This is a genomic window from Ancylothrix sp. D3o, assembly GCF_025370775.1.
Classification (GTDB): Bacteria; Cyanobacteriota; Cyanobacteriia; order Cyanobacteriales; family Oscillatoriaceae; genus Ancylothrix.
This window is the reverse complement of the sequence record NZ_JAMXEX010000004.1, coordinates 58,740-77,340: the sequence shown is the minus strand read 5'-3', so window position 1 is coordinate 77,340 and position 18,601 is coordinate 58,740. Positions and strand designations below refer to the sequence as shown.

The 18,601-nt window shown below is 45.1% G+C and carries 15 protein-coding genes; 3 read left to right on the top strand and 12 right to left on the bottom strand.

From position 1 onward, the window contains the following. Positions 1–581 (bottom strand): phycobilisome linker polypeptide (locus tag NG798_RS09650; protein ID WP_317619575.1); only part of this gene is annotated, 581 nt, incomplete at its 3' end. 626 nt (positions 582–1,207) lie between these two features. Beyond that, positions 1,208–1,762, bottom strand: a complete 555-nt coding sequence (locus NG798_RS09645; RefSeq protein ID WP_261222278.1) for a phycobiliprotein lyase — start codon at positions 1,760–1,762, stop codon at positions 1,208–1,210. Between the two features lie 409 nt (positions 1,763–2,171). Between NG798_RS09645 and NG798_RS09640 the strand changes: the two genes are divergently transcribed. Next, complete coding sequence (locus NG798_RS09640) at positions 2,172–3,800, top strand: MBL fold metallo-hydrolase (RefSeq protein WP_261222277.1); 1,629 nt, start codon at positions 2,172–2,174, stop codon at positions 3,798–3,800. Next, a complete protein-coding gene (locus tag NG798_RS09635) occupies positions 3,790–3,981 on the top strand; it encodes a hypothetical protein (RefSeq protein WP_261222276.1) in 192 nt (63 codons plus the stop codon). The genes NG798_RS09640 and NG798_RS09635 overlap by 11 nt, the downstream gene beginning before the upstream one ends. 206 nt (positions 3,982–4,187) lie before the next feature. Here NG798_RS09635 and NG798_RS09630 read toward each other — a convergent pair whose 3' ends face one another. Continuing rightward, complete coding sequence (locus NG798_RS09630; RefSeq protein ID WP_261222274.1) at positions 4,188–4,499, bottom strand: DUF6679 family protein; 312 nt, start codon at positions 4,497–4,499, stop codon at positions 4,188–4,190. Positions 4,500–5,339: 840 nt separating this feature from the next. Between NG798_RS09630 and NG798_RS09625 the strand changes: the two genes are divergently transcribed. Continuing rightward, on the top strand, positions 5,340–5,702 hold the full coding sequence (locus NG798_RS09625) for a hypothetical protein (protein ID WP_261222272.1): 363 nt from the start codon (positions 5,340–5,342) through the stop codon (positions 5,700–5,702). Positions 5,703–5,782: 80 nt separating this feature from the next. On the opposite strand, the gene NG798_RS09620 is transcribed toward NG798_RS09625, so the two are convergent. The 9 genes from NG798_RS09620 to NG798_RS09575 all read right to left on the bottom strand — a co-directional run bounded on the left by NG798_RS09620 (position 5,783) and on the right by NG798_RS09575 (position 18,188). Further along, entirely contained in the window at positions 5,783–6,667 is an 885-nt protein-coding gene (locus tag NG798_RS09620) for a fructosamine kinase family protein (RefSeq protein WP_261222271.1), read from the bottom strand. Between the two features lie 80 nt (positions 6,668–6,747). Beyond that, positions 6,748–7,833, bottom strand: coding sequence for a 3-isopropylmalate dehydrogenase (gene leuB, locus NG798_RS09615; protein ID WP_261222269.1), 1,086 nt, complete (start codon positions 7,831–7,833; stop codon positions 6,748–6,750). Positions 7,834–8,085: 252 nt separating this feature from the next. Further along, a complete protein-coding gene (locus tag NG798_RS27985; protein WP_317619574.1) occupies positions 8,086–9,597 on the bottom strand; it encodes a response regulator in 1,512 nt (503 codons plus the stop codon). 91 nt (positions 9,598–9,688) lie between these two features. Continuing rightward, complete coding sequence (locus tag NG798_RS09600) at positions 9,689–10,735, bottom strand: chemotaxis response regulator protein-glutamate methylesterase (protein WP_261222267.1); 1,047 nt, start codon at positions 10,733–10,735, stop codon at positions 9,689–9,691. A gap of 106 nt (positions 10,736–10,841) precedes the next feature. Next, the gene (locus NG798_RS09595) at positions 10,842–13,703 is read right to left on the bottom strand and encodes a hybrid sensor histidine kinase/response regulator (RefSeq protein WP_261222265.1); all 2,862 of its coding nucleotides are present in this window, start codon (positions 13,701–13,703) and stop codon (positions 10,842–10,844) included. Between the two features lie 8 nt (positions 13,704–13,711). Beyond that, positions 13,712–14,464, bottom strand: coding sequence for a chemotaxis protein CheW (locus tag NG798_RS09590; RefSeq protein ID WP_261222263.1), 753 nt, complete (start codon positions 14,462–14,464; stop codon positions 13,712–13,714). 21 nt (positions 14,465–14,485) lie between these two features. Beyond that, complete coding sequence (locus NG798_RS09585) at positions 14,486–16,351, bottom strand: methyl-accepting chemotaxis protein (protein WP_261222262.1); 1,866 nt, start codon at positions 16,349–16,351, stop codon at positions 14,486–14,488. 45 nt (positions 16,352–16,396) lie between these two features. Next, positions 16,397–17,731 (bottom strand): protein-glutamate O-methyltransferase CheR, encoded by a 1,335-nt coding sequence (locus NG798_RS09580; RefSeq protein WP_261222260.1) that lies wholly within the window; start codon positions 17,729–17,731, stop codon positions 16,397–16,399. Beyond that, positions 17,706–18,188, bottom strand: a complete 483-nt coding sequence (locus NG798_RS09575) for a chemotaxis protein CheW (RefSeq protein WP_317619573.1) — start codon at positions 18,186–18,188, stop codon at positions 17,706–17,708. Before NG798_RS09575 ends, NG798_RS09580 begins: the two co-directional genes overlap by 26 nt. Between the last annotated feature and the right edge of the window lie 413 nt (positions 18,189–18,601).

Genomic DNA, 18,601 nt, shown 5'->3' with positions numbered 1-18,601 from the left:
GCTTTAGCTTCGGTTGTATCGGGTTCAACAGAAATAACTTCAGCCGGTTCTTCTGCTTTAGCTTCGGTTGTCTCAGGTTCAACAGAAATAACTTCAGCCGGTTCGTCTACTTTAGCTTCGGTTGTCTCAGGTTCAGCAGAAATAACTTCAGCCGGTTCTTCTGCTTTAGCTTCGGTTGTGTCCGGTTCAACAGAAATAACTTCAGCCGGTTCGTCTACTTTAGCGTCGGTTGTCTCAGGTTCAGCAGAAATAACTTCAGCCGGTTCGTCTACTTTAGACATTTCCGCATCACCAACATCAGAAGAAGTAGCCGGCTGAAGAGCTAAAGCCGGCACCCCAGACAAATAATCCGCCAAAGGCTCCGTCAAATGCAAAGCTGATTCTGGCCTTACGCTAACAATGTGGCCTCCCTGACGATTGATGCGCTGCATCGTCTTAGAAAGTTGGCTGTAAGGGACAGTTAAAGTATAGTGGCTTGTTCGCACCAAATCATTACCTCCAAGCCCCTGTACCTCTACATAAAAAATACGGTTGTTGTAGTTGCTTGAAGAAGAAAACCCGGTGGTTGATATCCCCAGCATAGAAAAACACCTCAATATTAGAATTAAAACAAAAAGAAGCTCAATTCCCTCTGCCAAGCCAGTCAGGAGGGCAATTTCTGCCACCTTTGCGGACGTATGGGCGCTTGCCATCTTCTGCAACAGACTGGTTATGTGGCGTGGTTATTACAGCCAATATTCCAAAATACATCGAATCGGTGAGCATTTGGAATTTTCCAGCGAGGGGACTAAAGAAGAAAGGATCGACCTTTGAGCTTCAAGGATCAAGCAGAAAGGGAAAAAACACTTTTTTTTGCTGTTGCTCTCTAACTTAACATTTGCTAGAACATTTGATTTAAGCAATTCCCAGCCTTTTGTTGAATAGCGGCAACCTTTTTCGGGTAATTTTTATAAATAAATATTAAGTTTTTAGAACTTTGCTAACATAAACTTGTTGGAGTAGAGATAATATAAAAAAGCAAAATCGGGACAGAGAAATAAGGCCGGAGTCGGGCGAGAGAACGTTCATAGGAGTTAGGCAGTAGTGAACAGAAGTTCAATGTTTTAAGAATTTAGTGCCCCCAACCCCCTGAAAAAGCAGGGGCGGACTACTGCTGTTAGACAAGGAGCAAGCAGCACAGCCAGAAAATGCAAAACCCGATCAGAGATTAAACATCTTTGATTTCCACACCAAAACCAACCAAAGCCACTTTTTCGAGTGGGTGGCCAACAGGAGGGCGGTGATAGTTAACAATTTTGCGGAGTCGTAAAGCAGGATTAACCAGAGTAATTGAATCAACCGAGACAACGCGGGTGTAATGAGTGGTCATCAACAACTCGCGGGTGTCGCTATTGAAGCAAAAGTGAGCCACCATCGGTTTAGCCTCCTCGTAGGCGCGATCTCGGAGATAATCGCCCTCAAGAATAGGCGATGACGAGTCAGTGGTGGGTACAAATAGCAAATTAATTTGCTGGGAGACTACTTCGCCTTTTTCGGAAATCGTGTAAAAAGCCAGATGGAAACCGGGCATTTGATCAAGATCCGGGGGTGGGGTGCGGCCATTGTCAGCCATCACCTTAACTTTGACATCCAGAATCAAAGGTTTAACGGTAAATTCGGTACGAGAACGCTCAACTTCACGGCGAGTGAGGTAGTGATAAGTGCGGTCGGTTTTCCAGGTGCCGATGCAACAGGCAAGAAAATCTTGAAACTTTTCGAGCATACATTATCTAAGACTGAAGGGTTATTAGATGGGGATGGAAAAGTAGCAAAGTTTTGGGGAGGCGGGCCGTAGGCATTGGCCGCAATGTGCCGGTGAATACAACAAGCCTGCAACAATTCTAAACAAATGTGGAAACAGATACCGGCCCAAATACACCAGTTTTGCCAAAAAAGTCGAGGTTGGATCTCCAAGCTTGGTAGCATCAAAAACATATCTTGATCTTGCGATATCCCTAGGGGACGCTACGCGAACAACAGTTTGATAAAAACAGCGCCGTCATGGATGGGGGCCAAAACTGTTACATCCACAAAATGTGAGAGTTAAGGCTAATTCTGGGGGCGCTCCCAAGCCCGTTTAACAACAAACAAATTTAAAAATTTGAGGTGAAAACAAAGTGTTGGAGTTGGAGATGTACGCCTATGGTGTGGGTCATGCTTCCGAGGGAGTGTCTTTATTGGTGCGTATGGGGCCCCACAGGATTTTACTGGATTGCGGATTAACGGACACCGACGCGTTAATTGCCAATCGAAATCAACCGCCGGCAGATTTAGTGTTGTGTACTCATGCTCATCCAGATCACGCCAGAGGCTTATTGGCTCTGCATCAAGCTTTCCCAAAATTACCTATTTATGCCAGTGAAGTGACAGCGCAACTTTTACCGCTTAATTGGCCAACCAGTGATTTACCACAAAATCACTATTTTTGTCAAGCTCTGCCTTTACGTTCGCCGGTGGAATTTCGCCCCGGACTGGGAGCGCAATTGTATCCTGCCGGCCACTTACCCGGAGCCAGCGCGATTTTGCTGTCTTATGCCGGACGAGAGCGCAATTACTCAGTGCTTTATACGGGAGATTTTTTGTTATCTAATTCGCGGTTAGTGGAGGGGCTGCATTTAGAAGAATTGCGGGGATTGGGGCCGGATGTGTTGATTCTCGAAGGCAGTTATGGCACCGTCCGTATGGCCCACCGCCGCAGTCAAGAAAACCAACTGGCTGAGAGGATCAATGCGGCGATTGCCCAGCGACGGAGTGTTTTGTTGCCGGTGTCGGCGCTGGGTTTGGGGCAAGAAATGCTGATGCTGTTGCGGAGTCATCATCATTTTACGGGCCGGGATATCGATATTTGGGTGGATGAGTCGGTGGCGGTGGGGTGTGATGCTTATTTGGAGCTTTTGCCGCAGTTGCCGAGTTCTGTGCAAAATTTTGCTAAACATCAACCGTTGTTTTGGGATGAGCGGGTGCGTCCGCGTGTGCGCCGGCTGGCTCGGAATCAGCGCGGTGTGGTGGGCCGGTCGCCTTGTATTGTGATTACCGAAGAAAGGGATTCTTTGGCAGAGTTTTGCTCTGGGGATACCGGCCCTTGGTTGGTGCTGTTTCCAGAACATCCGGGTTATCACAGTGCTTTGGATGAGGTGAATGTGCAGGCGTCGGTGGTGGTCGAAAGTTATTTGCTGGCCGAACATTGCGATGGGCCGGGAACAACCCAACTTATCCATAATTTACGCCCCCAGCACGTTATTTTTGTACATGGCTCACCGGCTTATTTGGCGGATCTGACAAATTTGGATGAGTTGCGAAATCGTTATCAGTTGCATTTACCGGCAGCCGGTATGGGGGTGGAACTTCCCATTGGCGAGACGTTTATGCAGCCGGAGGTAACGGAAGCTCATTATGAGGGAGAGTTGGTTGAGCAGGAGTCGGTGGTGACTATTACGCTGCCAAATGCGATTTCTCTGAGTTCCCGGTGGCACAATTTCGCGGATACTGGTTTGGTGGTTGCTCGCTGGCAGGGTGAAGAGTTGGTGTTGCGGGGTCTGTCGCAGCGGGAGTTGCTTTCTCAGGGAAGTGAGCGCGATATGCCGGTCGATGTGGATTGTTGTGGCCGGTGTGTTCATTACCGGGGACAGCGTTGCTGGAATTCCGCCTCACCCCTGTTTGGGTTTAAGGTGACACCGGATGGCTATTGCCCGGTGTTTGAGCCGGTGAATCTGCCGATTTCTTCTGGGCAAAATCCAGATTCAGAGGATAATGAACGCTGAAAAAGCAAGGCACAATCAACAGAAGAAAATATTTGTTTGGCGACGCTGGGGAGAAAACTCTTCTACAAGGAACGCCTCTGCCATAAGCCCCAAAAATAAACAGCAATTTATGACTATTTTTTTGGGGTTTGATTTTTTTATGACTTGGCGTTTTGACTTTTTTCTTTGTTTAAGTTTTTGAGTTTATCTGGCTGCTTTTTTTGGATTTTCAAGTTAAACCTTTCACAGTTTAAGGGTGTGAGAAGCAAATTTGAACAGACTCGCCGCTGTCAGCAAGCGGCCAGATTTAGGACAGCAAATCTCTAAAAAATGGGGGCAGCCAACCCCAGGGCCTGGTGCTTTCGCCTTACCGGCTCCTCGCCGCATTCTTCTGATGGCTTTCGGCTCTTAGTCTTGATTGCTGTCGGGAAATGTATTGCGAATTTGCTCTGCTTCTGGACAGTCATCTGAAACGAGGGGCTCGACGTTTCCACGCGGCACTGAGGCTAGTTTCTGGGTGATAGCACCAATGCTTTCCAAGCGCACCATCTCTTCCCAGGAACAGATTTCTTCTTCTTCGTCGGTTTCATAGCGCAACGTCACTAAATCTCCCTCAATGTCTATAACTTGAGCACGTTCTATCCAACGTTGCTGGTCCCGCAAGAAAATGGAGACTTCCCGACCATCGCAACACAGTTGATAAATCTTGCGGTTTAGCATAGGTGGCTTCTCCAAGAATAGGTAATTTTTCAAAAGCTGGGTAAATCATTCTCAGATTTTACAGGGATTGACGCGAGTTTTTTACCCTGCCAAATGTGAATACCGCCAGTCTCGCGTACCGGCAAAAGGGGAATTCTGCTATTAACTGCTTTTTGGTTACAATTGACATTGCCTCCAAACAAAGTTATTTTTTGGATTTCCAGCAGACAGTCTGGATCAAAAACTCACCCCTCTCTACCGGCAACTTTGGCTGCAAAAGCCAAGGGCTTGTCTGGGAGGCTGGGCTTTTTTCACTTTGGTACAAGGGTTGTATCTATGCTGGTAATTGTACTCTGGTTGCAGAAAGTTTAACAGAATTTTACAGAAACTATAAACAAACGTTCGCTTAGCTTCCCCTAGGGAATGGCATAAAGGCTGGATCTGCGGGCCACCTGTTGGTGTTTGCTCTCAACAGTTGGCCAGAGCAGTGCTTGCTTTGTAGCTGACAGACAAAATTTTTTTGCTGGCATTCCCTACGGGACCCTAAGCGAACGTTTGTTTTTATTGTTCAGTCTTTCTATTTATTATTATATATAAACTTGGCTAAAAATCTCTAGTCAATTAAATTTTTAACAGTAAATTATAGTTGAGATTTTTTATATTTCAGATTGGATAACCGCCCCAACCTCAGGGAACACCCCCAATCCTGCATTTTAATCACTTTACAGGCTGTTAATTCCCACAGATGCCAATCTCAACTTATCCTGATCTACGTTTAAAGCTTAGTAAAAAGCCATAGTTCATAAAAAAGCCAGCATTTCCTTGAGAGATGCTGCTGAATCTGATTGTAAAACCCTAGGCATGACCTTACCTAATTTTGCCAAATTAACCGCTATGAAAAACTCAGAACAGTTTCACTGGCCGCTAGCCATCCCTTTTACCTTTAGTGTTGTTGTGATGATGTTGTGTGTTTATAAGCTTGTGGCCGGTGTTCCCGATAATGAAAGAGCACTTTATTGGGGGGGACTCTCAAGTGTTCTGGCTTATTGGTTGCCTTCTCCTGTTCGTCTTAACGATGATTATTCTGCGCGTAAAGAAACCGACTCTCTACCCTCCACCGGCCTGCAAATTGTCCAGCATCCTAGCAGCAACAACCTTGAAAATTCTCACTCAACAACTAACGGCATTCTCCGTTATCAAAATGGCGACCGGCAGACGTGGTAATCCATAAAATGTCATTGGTCAAAAGTCATTGTTTAAGACTCATTTGCCATCACCACTCCTTAGCCAGCCTTTAATCGCCATTAAGATAAAAGCTGCCGCATCATTGCTTCTGCTTGGGACGCATAGCCCCCGCCAAACAAGTTAAAGTGATTCAAAATATGATATAAATTGTACAAAATCTTCCGCTTTTCGTAACCGTCTTTTTGGGGCAGAACCGATCTATATCCGCGATAAAAAGCCGCTGAAAAACCGCCGAATAACTCTGTCATAGCAATATCTACTTCGGCATCCCCAAAATAGGCAGCGGGGTCAAAAATAACCGGCTCCCCTGATGAAGTTACCGAGGCATTTCCTCCCCATAAATCGCCGTGTACGAGGGAAGGTTTGGGCTGGTGGCCGGTTAAAATTTCTGGTATTGCTTCTAATAACTCCGAAGCACATCTAAACTCAGCGCCGCGATTTTTAGCCAGTTTTAATTGATAGCCAATGCGGTGTTTTTGCCAAAATTCTGCCCAGTTTTCTGTCCAATTATTTATCTGGGGGGTAGAGCCAATGGTGTTATTTATTTCCCAGCCAAATTGATTGATGGCTGGATAGTTTTTTGGGGGAGTCCATTGGTGCAGGGCTGCGAGTTTTCTTCCCATTTCATGGGCTGCTTTATCGCTGTTTTTGCCTGCTAAATCTAGCCATTCTAAGACTATATAGGCGGAGTTTTCTTCTGTGCCCCAACAGATAGGCCGGGGGACACGAATTGTTTGGGTGTCCCACATTTGTTCTAAGCCTTGGGCTTCGGCTTCAAACATGGCAAGATCGCTGGCTCGGTTGAGTTTGATAAAGTAGGTTTGGTTGCGGGAGATGAGTTGATATCCCTGGTTGATGCAGCCGCCGCTGACGGGAATTCGATTTTCAATTTGGAATTTTTCGGCGGTGACTTGGGAGATGTGTTCTGCTATTTTTTGCCACATGGTTATTTGTTGAACCGTAGATGTCAAGCAGGCAAGATGCCTGCTCCACAGATAGGTTATCTGTGTGCATCTGGGGTTTTTTATTGTTCTAGTGCTTGAAGTAGAACATCGCCCATTGCGCGACAGCCTACAGGTTTCATGCCTTCAGACATGATATCGCCGGTGCGGTAGCCTTGGTCGAGAACTTTGAGGACGGCTTGCTCGATTTTTTCGGCGGCTGCCGGTTGGTCTAGTCCGTAGCGTAGCATCATGGCGGCGCTGAGGACTTGGGCGAGGGGGTTGGCTTTGTCTTGGCCGGCGATGTCGGGGGCTGATCCGTGTACGGGTTCATAGACTCCGGGGCCGGTTGCGCCTAAGCTGGCGGAGGGTAGCATTCCGATACTGCCGGTTAGCATGGCGGCGGCGTCGGAGAGGATGTCTCCGAAGAGGTTGCCGGTGACGATGGTATCAAATTGTTTTGGCCAGCGGACAAGCTGCATGGCGGCGTTGTCTACATAGATATGGGAAAGTTCGACGTCGGGATATTCGGCAGAAAGGGCTATGATGCGGTCGCGCCAGAGTTGGGAGACTTCGAGGACGTTGGCTTTATCGACGGAACAAAGTTTGCTGCCGCGTTTGCGGGCTGTTTCAAAGGCAACTCGGCCTATGCGGTCGATTTCGGATTGGGTATAAGCCATTGTGTTTACGCCGCGTTTTTCGCCGGTTTCGGTGGCGAAAATGCCTTTAGGTTCTCCGAAGTATATTCCGCCGGTGAGTTCGCGGACGACCATGATATCAACTCCTTCGACGACTTCTCTTTTGAGGCTGGAGGCGTCGATCAGTTGGGGGAGAATTTTGGCGGGGCGGAGGTTGGCGAAGAGGCCAAGGCCAGCCCGTAGTCCCAGGAGGCCGGTTTCTGGTCTTTGATGGCGGGGGAGGTTGTCCCATTTGTAGCCGCCAATGGCTGCGAGGAGTACGGCGTCGCTGTTTCGGCAGGTTTGGAGGGTTTCTTCGGGGAGGGGGTTGCCGGTGAGATCGATGGCTGCGCCGCCAATGGGGGCTTCTTGAAATTCAAAGTTGAGGTCGTGTTGTTTGGCAATGAGTTTGAGGACGTCTACCGCTACGGCTATGATTTCGGGGCCAATGCCGTCGCCGGGTAAGAGGGTGATGCGGTAGTTTTGGGTCATAGGGTGTGGTTTGGGTGTGCTGGAATTATTTGCAGATTTTCTATCATACCGAAGTTTTGGACTTTAGGATTAATACGCAATCTGATGCCCAAAAACTAGCCATTAGCCCACAGACAAACACTTAACACATCTGCGTTAATCTCTTGCGGTGTCTGTCGGGGATTAAAAAACAAAACCTTGATCCTGAAACAGCGGATATCCGAAAAATTATTTCTCTACATCTCGCTTTTCAATGAGGCGTTTTATCTAAGTTTATTTTTCTGTAAATCTCCACACCCCATCCCAATTTTCAGGAGTCCCTAGCTTTAAAAGGTAGCTCAAACGATTAACATAAAGTTCTGCTGTTTTATCAGCGGCATTCACATCTAAAACTTTTTCAAAATAAAGTTTCGCATCCTCAAAAGCGCCGGCTTGGTAATATTCAATACCCCGCTCAAAATTTACTTGAGTTTTTAGCTTAAAATTCCGCACTTTCTCTATTTCGGCATCTAAAACTTCATATACTGAAATTGGTTCTGTTCTCCCCTTAACAACCACTCGATCTAAAAATCTGATTTGATATTTTCCAGCATTAGTAAGATTAGCTAACGCCTGTCCAGAAATCAGCAAAGACACTCCATAAAACTTAGTTAGTCCTTCCAAACGCGCCGTCAAATTAACATTATCAGAAAGCGCATCTCCCTCCATTCTGTTTTCTTCTCCTACCATTCCTAACATCATGGGGCCGAAATGAATTCCTATCCCAACTTTAAGAGGCAAAAACCCTTTTGCTTCGCGTTTTTTATTATACTCCTGTACTTGTTTTTGTTTAGCCACACCGGCAGCCACCGCATCATTTGCACCATCAGGAAAAACCGCCATCATCCCATCCCCCAAAAACTTGACAATAATTCCATAATTATTGCGAATTTCTGGACTTACCCGTTTAAGATAAGCATTGACAAAATTAAAATTATCCTGCGGTGTCATGCCTTCAGAAAGTGTCGTAAATGAACGAATATCGCTGAACATAACCGCCATCATTTTACTGACATGATCGCCAAGTCTAACATCAGTAATTCTTTCTTTGCGAAGAAAACGCAAGTATTCGTGCGGCACAAACCGGCCATAAGCTTCCAACAAAGACTCTAACTGGACATTGGCATTTTTTAGCTCTTTTTCCCGCGCCTTCACATTTTGAACCATTTGGGTAAAAACCCTTGCAAGTTGTCCGAGTTCGTCGCTGCGTTGAGCAACTTCATCTAAAAGAGTCGGTTCAAAGGCATCTCGCTCTACATGGGAGGCTGCTGTTGTTACCTTTCCCACTTGTTCAATATATGCAGCTTGACGCAAAATTTCTGCTTTAAACAGCGCTTCAGCTTCTAAACGCTTCAAAAAATTAATATAAGCTTTTGAGTGATAGCGAATGCGGGCTATCAATTCCATGCTATCTGGTAATTTTACTAAATAGTCATTCGCCCCCAGTTCAAATGCTTTGGCTTTGATCAGCGGTTCTTCTTTACTCGACAACACAATTAAAGGAATATTGCTGGTAGGTAAATCTTTTGAACGTAAAATTTTTACTAAGAGCAAACCATCCATTTGTGGCATTACTAAATCTTGCAAAATTACTGTAGGTTTACATTCTTTGGCTACCTTTAGTGCTTGGGTGGGGTCATTACAGTAATTAAAAATAATATCAGTTTCCGGTTTTAGCATCCGCTGAATTGCTTCACTAATAATTGCTTGGTCGTCAATTAATAAAACCCTTATATCTTCGCGCATTTTAACAAATTCTCCGGGTAATGCAGTCCAACAAAAAACACTTATAAACTAGCCAAATGCAGAAAAATATGTTATACACTTCTACCTAAAATCAGCCAAACTTTTGTTTTAAAGTTGTGGCGATTTCTTCCAAAGATAAAACTTGCATAGCAGCATTCAACTCGACAGCAGCTTTCGGCATTCCATAGACAACGCAACTTTCTTTATTTTGGGCAAAGGTATCCCAACCAACGCTACGCAAAGCGCCCAAACCTTCAGCACCATCTCGACCCATCCCTGTGAGTAAAATAGCAGTGCCTTTGTGTTTCCAGTGTTCAGAAAGACTCTTAAAAAATACATCAACAGAGGGCCGGTAGGGGTAGTTAATGGGATGTTTAGTATAACCCAAAGTTAAATCTGATTTTAAATATAAATGATCGTTGCTACCGGCCACCAAAATCATACCTTTTTGCAGACGTTCTCCCCCAACAGCTAAACTCACAGGCAAAGACGTTTGTTGATTTAACCACTCAACAAACCCACTAGAAAATTGTCCGTCAACGTGCTGGACAATAGCCACCGCAGCAGAAAAACTAAGGGGTAACTGTGACAAAATAGCTGCTAACGCTTTTGGCCCCCCTGTAGACGCTCCAATGGCAACTAATGGGACATCAACAATAGAGGTACGGCGCTCAAGTTTTGAATCAGATTTTTTGTTCGGGTAGCGTTCCCCAGAAAAGGCTCTTTTACTGTTACCGGCCACCGGCTTAAGCAATTTACCAATCCTAGCAATTTTTGTGAGTAATTGAGTTGCCATTTCCGGGCTATCCGTTCGCTCCAATACCGGCGTATCCACCGCATCAAGAGCGCCATAACCCATTGCTTCATAAACTTTAGCAAAATATTGCTCTTTGCTGGCTGTCACAATTAAAATCGCGCAAGGAGAATTTTTCATAATGTGTTGAGTTGCCTCAACTCCATCCATCACCGGCATAAACAAATCCATTAATATTAAATCGGGACGCTTTTGGCTGCATTTAGCCACAGCTTCCGCCCCATCGCGGGCCGTCCAAATTACCTCATATTCTGGTACTTTCAGCAAGATTCCCCGCAATGCTGCAAGCGCAGTAGCCATATCGTTAACCAGTGCAATTTTCATACTATACCTATTAGATAAAGGGATAATTGATTGTTGTGTTACCCTTGCCGATCCGATCTAATTTTAATGCAAAGGATAATTTCAAACTTGGATTTTAGCGTTTAAATTAACAGCCTATTAAATCAAAAACAGCTTCAATCAAAGTGTCATCCTGAAAACTACTTTTTGTTAAATAATAATCTGCTCCCGCTTCTAAACCCTGGAGCCGGTCTTCTTCTCGGTCACGATAGGAAACAATAATCACCGGCAAAGAATTCAATCGAGGATGAGTTTTGATGCAGCGCACCAGTTCAATTCCATTCATACGCGGCATATCAATATCACTGACTACCAAATCGTAGGTTTTTGTTCTTACAGCATTCCAGCCTTCTACTCCATTAACTGCCAATTCAACACTATAGCCTTTATTTTCTAATAATTTACGCTGCATTTCTCTGACAGTAATGGAATCATCTACTACCAAAATTTTCTTGCGTTTCTCGGCAATTTCTGCCTCACTTTGAATGTTAACTTTTGCCAGCCGGCCTCCTTTAAGAATGGCATCCATTGAGCGCACCATATCAGGCACATCCAGAATTAAAACCGGCGTTCCATCCGCTAATAAAGCAGCCGCGCTGATATCAGGAACTTTGCCTAAGCGGGGATCGAGCGGTCTGACGACTAAATCACGTTCGCCGAGAAATTTATCAACAATTAACCCGTAGGTACTAGACGCCTCACTAATTACTACCACTGAAACTGACCGTTGCTGGGGAGGCGGGGCCGGCAATTCTAAAACTTGATGGGCGGCAATCAAGCCAATATTTTGCTCATTCATTGTGAAGTATTGCCGGTTTTCTACATCAAAAATTTCTTCTTTTGCTAGGGTTACAATTTGGTCAAGGCGAGCCAGGGGAACTGCATAAGGGTTGCCAGAAATTTGCACTAAAAGTGTGCGAACAACCGACAAAGTGAGCGGCAATTGGAAGTAAAAACTCATGCCTTTGCCGGGGGCAGAAATTGCTCGCACTGTTCCTCCTACTTCAGCCGCCATACTTTTTGCAATATCAAGACCGACTCCCCGGCCAGAGATTTCTGTGACTTGTTTGGCTGTGGAAAATCCAGGTAAAAAGATAAACTCCATTAGCTCTGCATCGCTGAGTTGAGCAGCCATTTCGGCACTTGCTAAATTTTTGGTGATGATTTTTTGGCGCAACTGTTCAAGGTTCATTCCTCGCCCGTCGTCGGCAATAGTAATGGCTAACATTCCGCCTCTGTGAAAGGCTTCCAGACGAATTGTGCCTTCGGGCATTTTGCCGCAGTTAATTCGCTCATCGGGCATTTCCAGGCCATGATCAACGGCGTTACGGAGAATGTGGGTGAGGGGGGCTTCGAGTTTTTTGAGAATGTCGCGGTCTACCGGCGTGGACTTGCCGAGAATTTCTAATTTTACTTGTTTGTTGAGTTTGCGTGCTAAATCGCGGATCATGCGGGGGAAACCTTGGATGCCATCGGCAAAGGGTCTCATGTTGGAGGTGATGACTTCTCGGTAGAGCCGGTCAGATAAATTGGCTGTCCGACGGGCATATAGTTCAAGTTCATCTAGGCGCTCTCCGAGAAGTTGGACGCATTCTTGCTCATATTGCCGTGCTTGTTCGAGGTATTCTTTGCTTTCTTGGGGGGATATCTTGCGGTTGAGGGATTCTTGGAATTGTTCTAGGGTGCGTCCAAGGTCGCCTAAACGCGATTTGAGGGAGGTCATCGAATCAGCGAACGGTTGTAGCCAGTTGGCTTCGATGAGGGATTCACCGGCCAAACCCATGATCCGGTTTAAGTTTTCGGCACTGACGCGCACGACTCGATCTTGGCCGGTGTCTGTCGAGGTGGCCTGTGTGGGCGCTGAGGGGCGATTCTGAGCTAGGGTTGGGGGTGCGGGGGATGAAGATTGAGTGCTGAAAACGGCGATTTCGGAACTTTGGGGGCCGGTTTCAGCAGAAATTGTCGGGGTAAGGGCTGTTGTTTTGGTTGTCTGTGGAACCACAGCGCCGGGGTGCAAAATTGCGCTGATCTCGGCTGTGATGTTTTCAAAATTTGGGGCTTGTGCTTGTACCCAGCTTGGTAGTTCGTTGTCGCCCACTTGGCAGATATTGCTGAGTAAATCTACTGCTTGCAACAGCACATCCACGTTATCGGCATTAAGGGTGATGGCTTTGTTTTGAGCGGCTACAAAGCAGTCTTCCATGACGTGAGCTAGGTTGACTGCACTTTCGAGGCAGACGATGCGGGCTGCTCCTTTGATGGAGTGAGCCGCTCTCATTAAGGCTTCTAGGTCTTGGCCCGATTGCGGTTGGCTTTCGAGGGCTAATAGTCCGTTATTGAGGACGCTGGCTTGGGCTTCGAGTTCTAAGCGAAACAACTCCATCATTGAACTGTCAGTGACGATGGGCTGGTAGAGACGTTCTGGCAGAACGTCTGTAGCTGGGGTGGTTATGGGGGTTGGGTTTGTTTCTGCGAGGGCCGGTTGTGCTGGCTGGTTGGTTGTTTCCACCGGCTCTTTTGAAGATGCAGGGGCCGGTGGGGGGGTTGATGCGCTGCGGGAACCTAGAAAAATAGAAATGCTTTTTTGGGTGGTTGTCAGATCCCAGGAATGCTCAGACATCCAGCGTTCTAATTCTTCTTCGGGTGTTTGGCTCATGCTCAAAAGCAAATCGCAGGCGTGCAGCAAGACCTCTATTTGCTCGTCGCCTAGGGCGCAGGTTTGTTTTTGGAGGCCGATAAAGCAGTCTTTCATTAGTTTTGCTAAGTTGGCTGCTGTTGACTTTTCTATAATTTGGGTCATGCCCCAGAGGTCATGGGTTGCCTTGATTGAGCGTTCGAGTTCTGTGTGGTCGGAGGGCTGTGTTTTTAAGAGGCTGAGGCATTGTTTGAGGGTGGTTATTTGCGTTTCTGTTTCTTTGCGAAACAATTCTGCAATGGTGTAATCGCTCATGTTTTCTGTTATAAAATTTTGTGATTTAGGGTGTAAAATAACAGGTCAGAGTCGAGGTAATTAACTTGGTCGCCTTCCCAATAAATTATTCCTTTGGTATAGCCTTCGGTAGCTTTGGTAATCACAACGGGTGCTTGTTGTAATTCGTTGGGGTGAAAGCGAAATATTCCGTGTACTTGATCAACGGGAAAAACCCATTTATCTTGTGATTGTCCTGCAACAAGCATTCGTTTTTTATTGATGGCATTGTGGGCGCGGTGTTTCGCCTGAAGGGTGGGGGAGGTTTCGTCAACCGTCTCGATGTTTAAAAGGTAGTGGAGGGAAGCGCAGAGTAATGTTTCGCCGCGAATATTGACTAATCCTAAAAATAAGTTGTTGCTGCGGTGAGGTAGGGGTTGAATGACGCAAGGATGGGTGACTTCTTGTAGCATTCGCACCGGGAGTCCGAGTCTTTCAGTGCCTAGTCGAAAGATGATGATAGAAACAGCTTCGGCTGTGCGGATGATGGCTTCGTTGCTCTCGCGTTTGTTTTGCGTCTGGGGGGTTTCTTCGAGAATGCTAATCCATTCTTGGAGATAATCGGGGATGGGTTCTCTTTCTAGTAAACTATCTCCAACGGCGGCATAAACGGGGCATTCATGGCAATGAATGACTGTTTTTAATTGGGTGCAAGATCGGTCTCCCATTACTCCTATTTGATTCCAACAATCATTAAAAGTAGGAGTTTCGTCTAGGTAATTTTTTCCATCATTTAATAGCATTGTTTTGAGCCTGGGAGGCGGTTAATTTTGGACTTTAAATTGGGAGATTTCTTGGCGTAAGGATCGGGCGGCATCGTCTAATTGTTCTAAGGCACTATTGGTTTCTCGCAAGGCGTCAACGGTTTGCTGGGAAGCGTCGGTTAGTTGTTCCATTGCTTCGCTGATTTGTTCTGCGGCAATTGATTGCTGTTCCATATTGTGATTGACTTGTTCAAATTGTGGAGGTAAGCTTTGGACTTGATTGATTACTTTGCCCATTTGTTGACTAATTTTGCTAACGAGACTAACACTATCGGTGACGGATTTGTTGAATTTATCCATTTCCATGACGCCTACGGATACGGCGGATTGCATATCTTTGACGATTTGTTCAATTTCTAAGGTGGCGACGGCGGTTTGGTTGGCAAGTCGGCGAATTTCTCTGGCGACAACGGCAAAACCGGCCCCATATTCTCCTGCTTTTTCTGCTTCGATGGCGGCGTTGAGTGAGAGGATGCTGGTTTGATCGGCGACTTTGGTAATGGTGACAACAACGTTGTTAATGTTGCTGGCTTTTTTATTCATTACTCCGAGTTTGGAGGTGATGGAGTTGGTGGCTTCGGTGAGTTGTCGCATGATGTTTTCCATTTCTCCAAGTTCGTCTCGGCTGTTAGATGCGGCTGTCGCCGTGTTGTTTGTCATAACACCGACTTGCTCGATCATTTTGACTAATTTTTTGGAGGTGTTGGCGATTTCTGCGGCGGTTGCTGTCACTTCGTTGGTGGAGGCTAGTTGTTCTGTGGCTGTGGCTTCGAGTTGTTTGCCAGAGGCGGCTATTTGTGTGGCTGAGGTGGTTATTTGTACTCCTGATTGTTGAATGCGGCGAATTAGGGCATTTAGGTTTTTGTTCATTGTGTAAAAGGCGGTTTGCAATTTGCCTATTTCGTCTTTTCTGTCTGTTGGTTGAATTTGTGCGGTTAAATCGCCACTGGATATTTTTTCTGCAACTGTACCCAGTTCTGCGATTTTGTCGGCTATGTTGTAAAAAACTGTTTGCAATTTGCCTATTTCGTCTTGTTTTTCTACGGTTTGTAGGTGTTGGGATTTTGCATTACTGCTGGAGAGTTTGTTGCCGACATCTACTAATTCTAAAACTTTGCGGACAATTGGTTTACTGAAGAAAATTCCAAATAAGACAGCGGTTAAGGGGCCGATTAATAAGCCAATGATTATCCAAAAGCTGCTTTGGCTGATGTCGCTGCTGGCGGCTTTTTCGTATTGTGATGCTAGGTTGGCTTGGTAGTTAATATTTTCGAGCAGTGCGTCTGTTGCTGTATTGAAGGTTGGCTCTAGTGTTGTCACTAATTGAGCATTCAAATCACTTAATAATTTAACGGCAGCGGTGGCGGCTGTAAATTCTGGTGAGTTTGTTCTGCCTTGTTGCAATAATTCAATTTGCAGTCTTTTCGGGTTATTTACCCCTAATTTGAGAAAATTATCGTGAATTTGTAGGTACTCGTCGCTGGCGGTTGTCCATTTATCCCATTCCCTCAGCACTTGTTTGTAGATTTTGTCTTCTTCGGGATCTCGGGGCAGCTTATCATAGGTATCAAATCCTTCTTTGATGTCTTCTAAGGCTTTTTTAATATTGGCTAATTCTGTTTGTCTTTGCTCGTAGGTTAATATGTCTGCCATTAGCACTTTTTCGGAGCCAAAAACTCTGGTTTGTCCTTCGTTGACTTTCCACAAGTTGATGGCGCTGGGCAAGGTGTTTTCTGACAAGGTGGTGATGTGTCCACTGAGCCGGTTTGAGGCGCTCAAGCCTATAATTCCGACAATTAAGACAATTAAACCTATGAACAAAAAGGCGCTGGTTAGTCGCGTTTGTAAAGTGGTATTTTTTAGCATACGTTTTCCAATTTTTTCCTAGGATTTTGAGCTTTTTAGTAAGGGTTATAAGGTTTGTATCCGTTGCAGGCGTTGGCGCAAAAGGGTAGCTTTTGATATTTCTCCCCGCTGTTCTTTGAGTAATGCCAAATGTAGGATAGCTTCTGAGTTTTTGGGGTTTAGGTAAAGGGCTTTTTGGAAGTGTTGCTCTGCTTGAATTTCTAGGTTTTGAGCATGATAGATTTGACCTAGGAGTACATAGGCTTCTGCGCTGGTTGAATGCTGATTCAGATAGTTTTGGCATTGGGCTGCTGCTTCGTTTAAGAAGCCTTGATCGGCTAAGTCTCGAATGGTTTTAAGGTTGAGTTTTTGCTGATTTTTTTCTTTTTGTTCTGGATTTGGGCTGGTTAAGCTGTTATATTCTTTTTCAACTTTACCAAAGCTTTGTTCTGAGTGTCTAGGGGGTTGTGGGGGGATGGTTTGAACCGGCCTATTATTTGGTTGGGTTTTTTCTGGATGAATCTGCTTTTTGTCTTTTAAGTCTAGTGGGTTATTATTGAGGGTGATTTGGGCCGGTGGGGCGAGTTTTAAGGTTTCTAAGCCGCCTTTTTTTTGCCCTGCTAACCCGAAGGGTGAACGTATTAACTCAAAGCCTAATTCCGCTATTAGGCTGGTTTCTGAGGCGGCCACAAATAACAAGCCTTTATTTTTTAATAAACTCTGCAATGTTTTTATTGCCTGGGTTCTAGCTGCTGTGTCAAAATAAATTAAAAGGTTGCGGCAAAAAATAATATCGTAAGAATTTGGATTTTTCCAAAAGCCCTGGCCTAATATATTTTTTTGAGTGAAATTGACAAGTCCTCGGATGTTTGGTTTTAAGTGATATTCCTGGTTAATTTCGGTAAAATATCGGCTTTGAAACTCTAGGTTATTTCCGCGAAATGAATTGCGGGTGTATATGCCTTTTTTGGCTTTTTCTAAAGACTGTTGGCTAATATCAATCGCATCGATTTGAAACTGAGCAGGAACTAATCCCATGTCGAGAAGTTGCATAGCTAGGGAGTAAGGTTCTTCGCCGGAAGAACAAGGTACACTTAACAGTCTAAGTGGGGTTTGATTGCTTTGAGGAAGCCACTGTGAACGTAGGTAGTGACTGATAAAGTCAAAAGCTTGGCGTTCTCGAAAAAACCAGGTTTCGGGGACAATGAGCAGTTCAACTAATTCGGCAAATTCTTGGGCGGAGGTTCGTAAAAGTTTGAGGTAGGTGTTTATGTCGAGTCCGTCACAAAGAGCTAGACGGTTTTCAACGGCTTTACCAATTTTTCGAGGGCCAATAATTTTGGGTTCTAAGCCGGTTTTTTGTTGTAATAAGCTTTCAATTAGATTCAATGTTTCCTGCATAGCCTTCTCCTGCGGTGAGCAGATAGGTATGTTGTGCATCGGCAAATAATTGCTCAAGTTCTATGCACTGAATTATACCCTTTTCATTCATCATCATCCTACCTAAATATGGGGCTTCGCTGACTCGAATACCGGAGTCTACAAAGTTAGGTTTCGAGACGTTTAAGGTTTCTGTTATGCGTTCGGCTATTAAGCCCAGGTATTGCAGGGTGTTATTCTTGAGTGGGTAGCTAACCATGATAATTCGGGTACTAAGACTAAATTTGCTTGGGTTTTCTCGTATTAAATGGCAAAGATCGATGACGGGTACGATTGCTCCGCGATAATTAAATAAACCGGCTACATATTCGGGGACATGATGGATTTTTCTGAGGGGAACGCGGGGGATGACTTCGACAACACTTTTACTGTCGATGGCATATAAATCTTTGCCAATATGGAACAGCAACATTAACATGGTTTTGCTTGTTTACTTGTAGCAGTTGCTAGGGGATGTTAGTTTTTTAAGAACAATTTTATTTAACCATAGATTTATGGAATTCGGGAAATTATGGAGGTTACAATATGTGTATTTCGGAAGTGGGATTTTTATCCGGGTTGGGTGAAGAAGCTTGTTAAATATAGTAAGTGGGGTAAGTGTGTTCATGGTTGAGGAATTTTGGTTTAGGTAGGCGGATTTTATTTAATATTTAGCTGGGATGGCTTGATGAGAGATTGGGTGATAAAAAGCTATGCCGGTAAAAAGTATTTTTTTTGATGAGTAAGCTCCTCTTTTAGCCAAGACTTATATCTTTTCTTGGTCTGGAGAAGGCAATCTGGCTCATCTTTACAAAACTTTATATCCTGATTTCCGAAAATTTACTGACACGG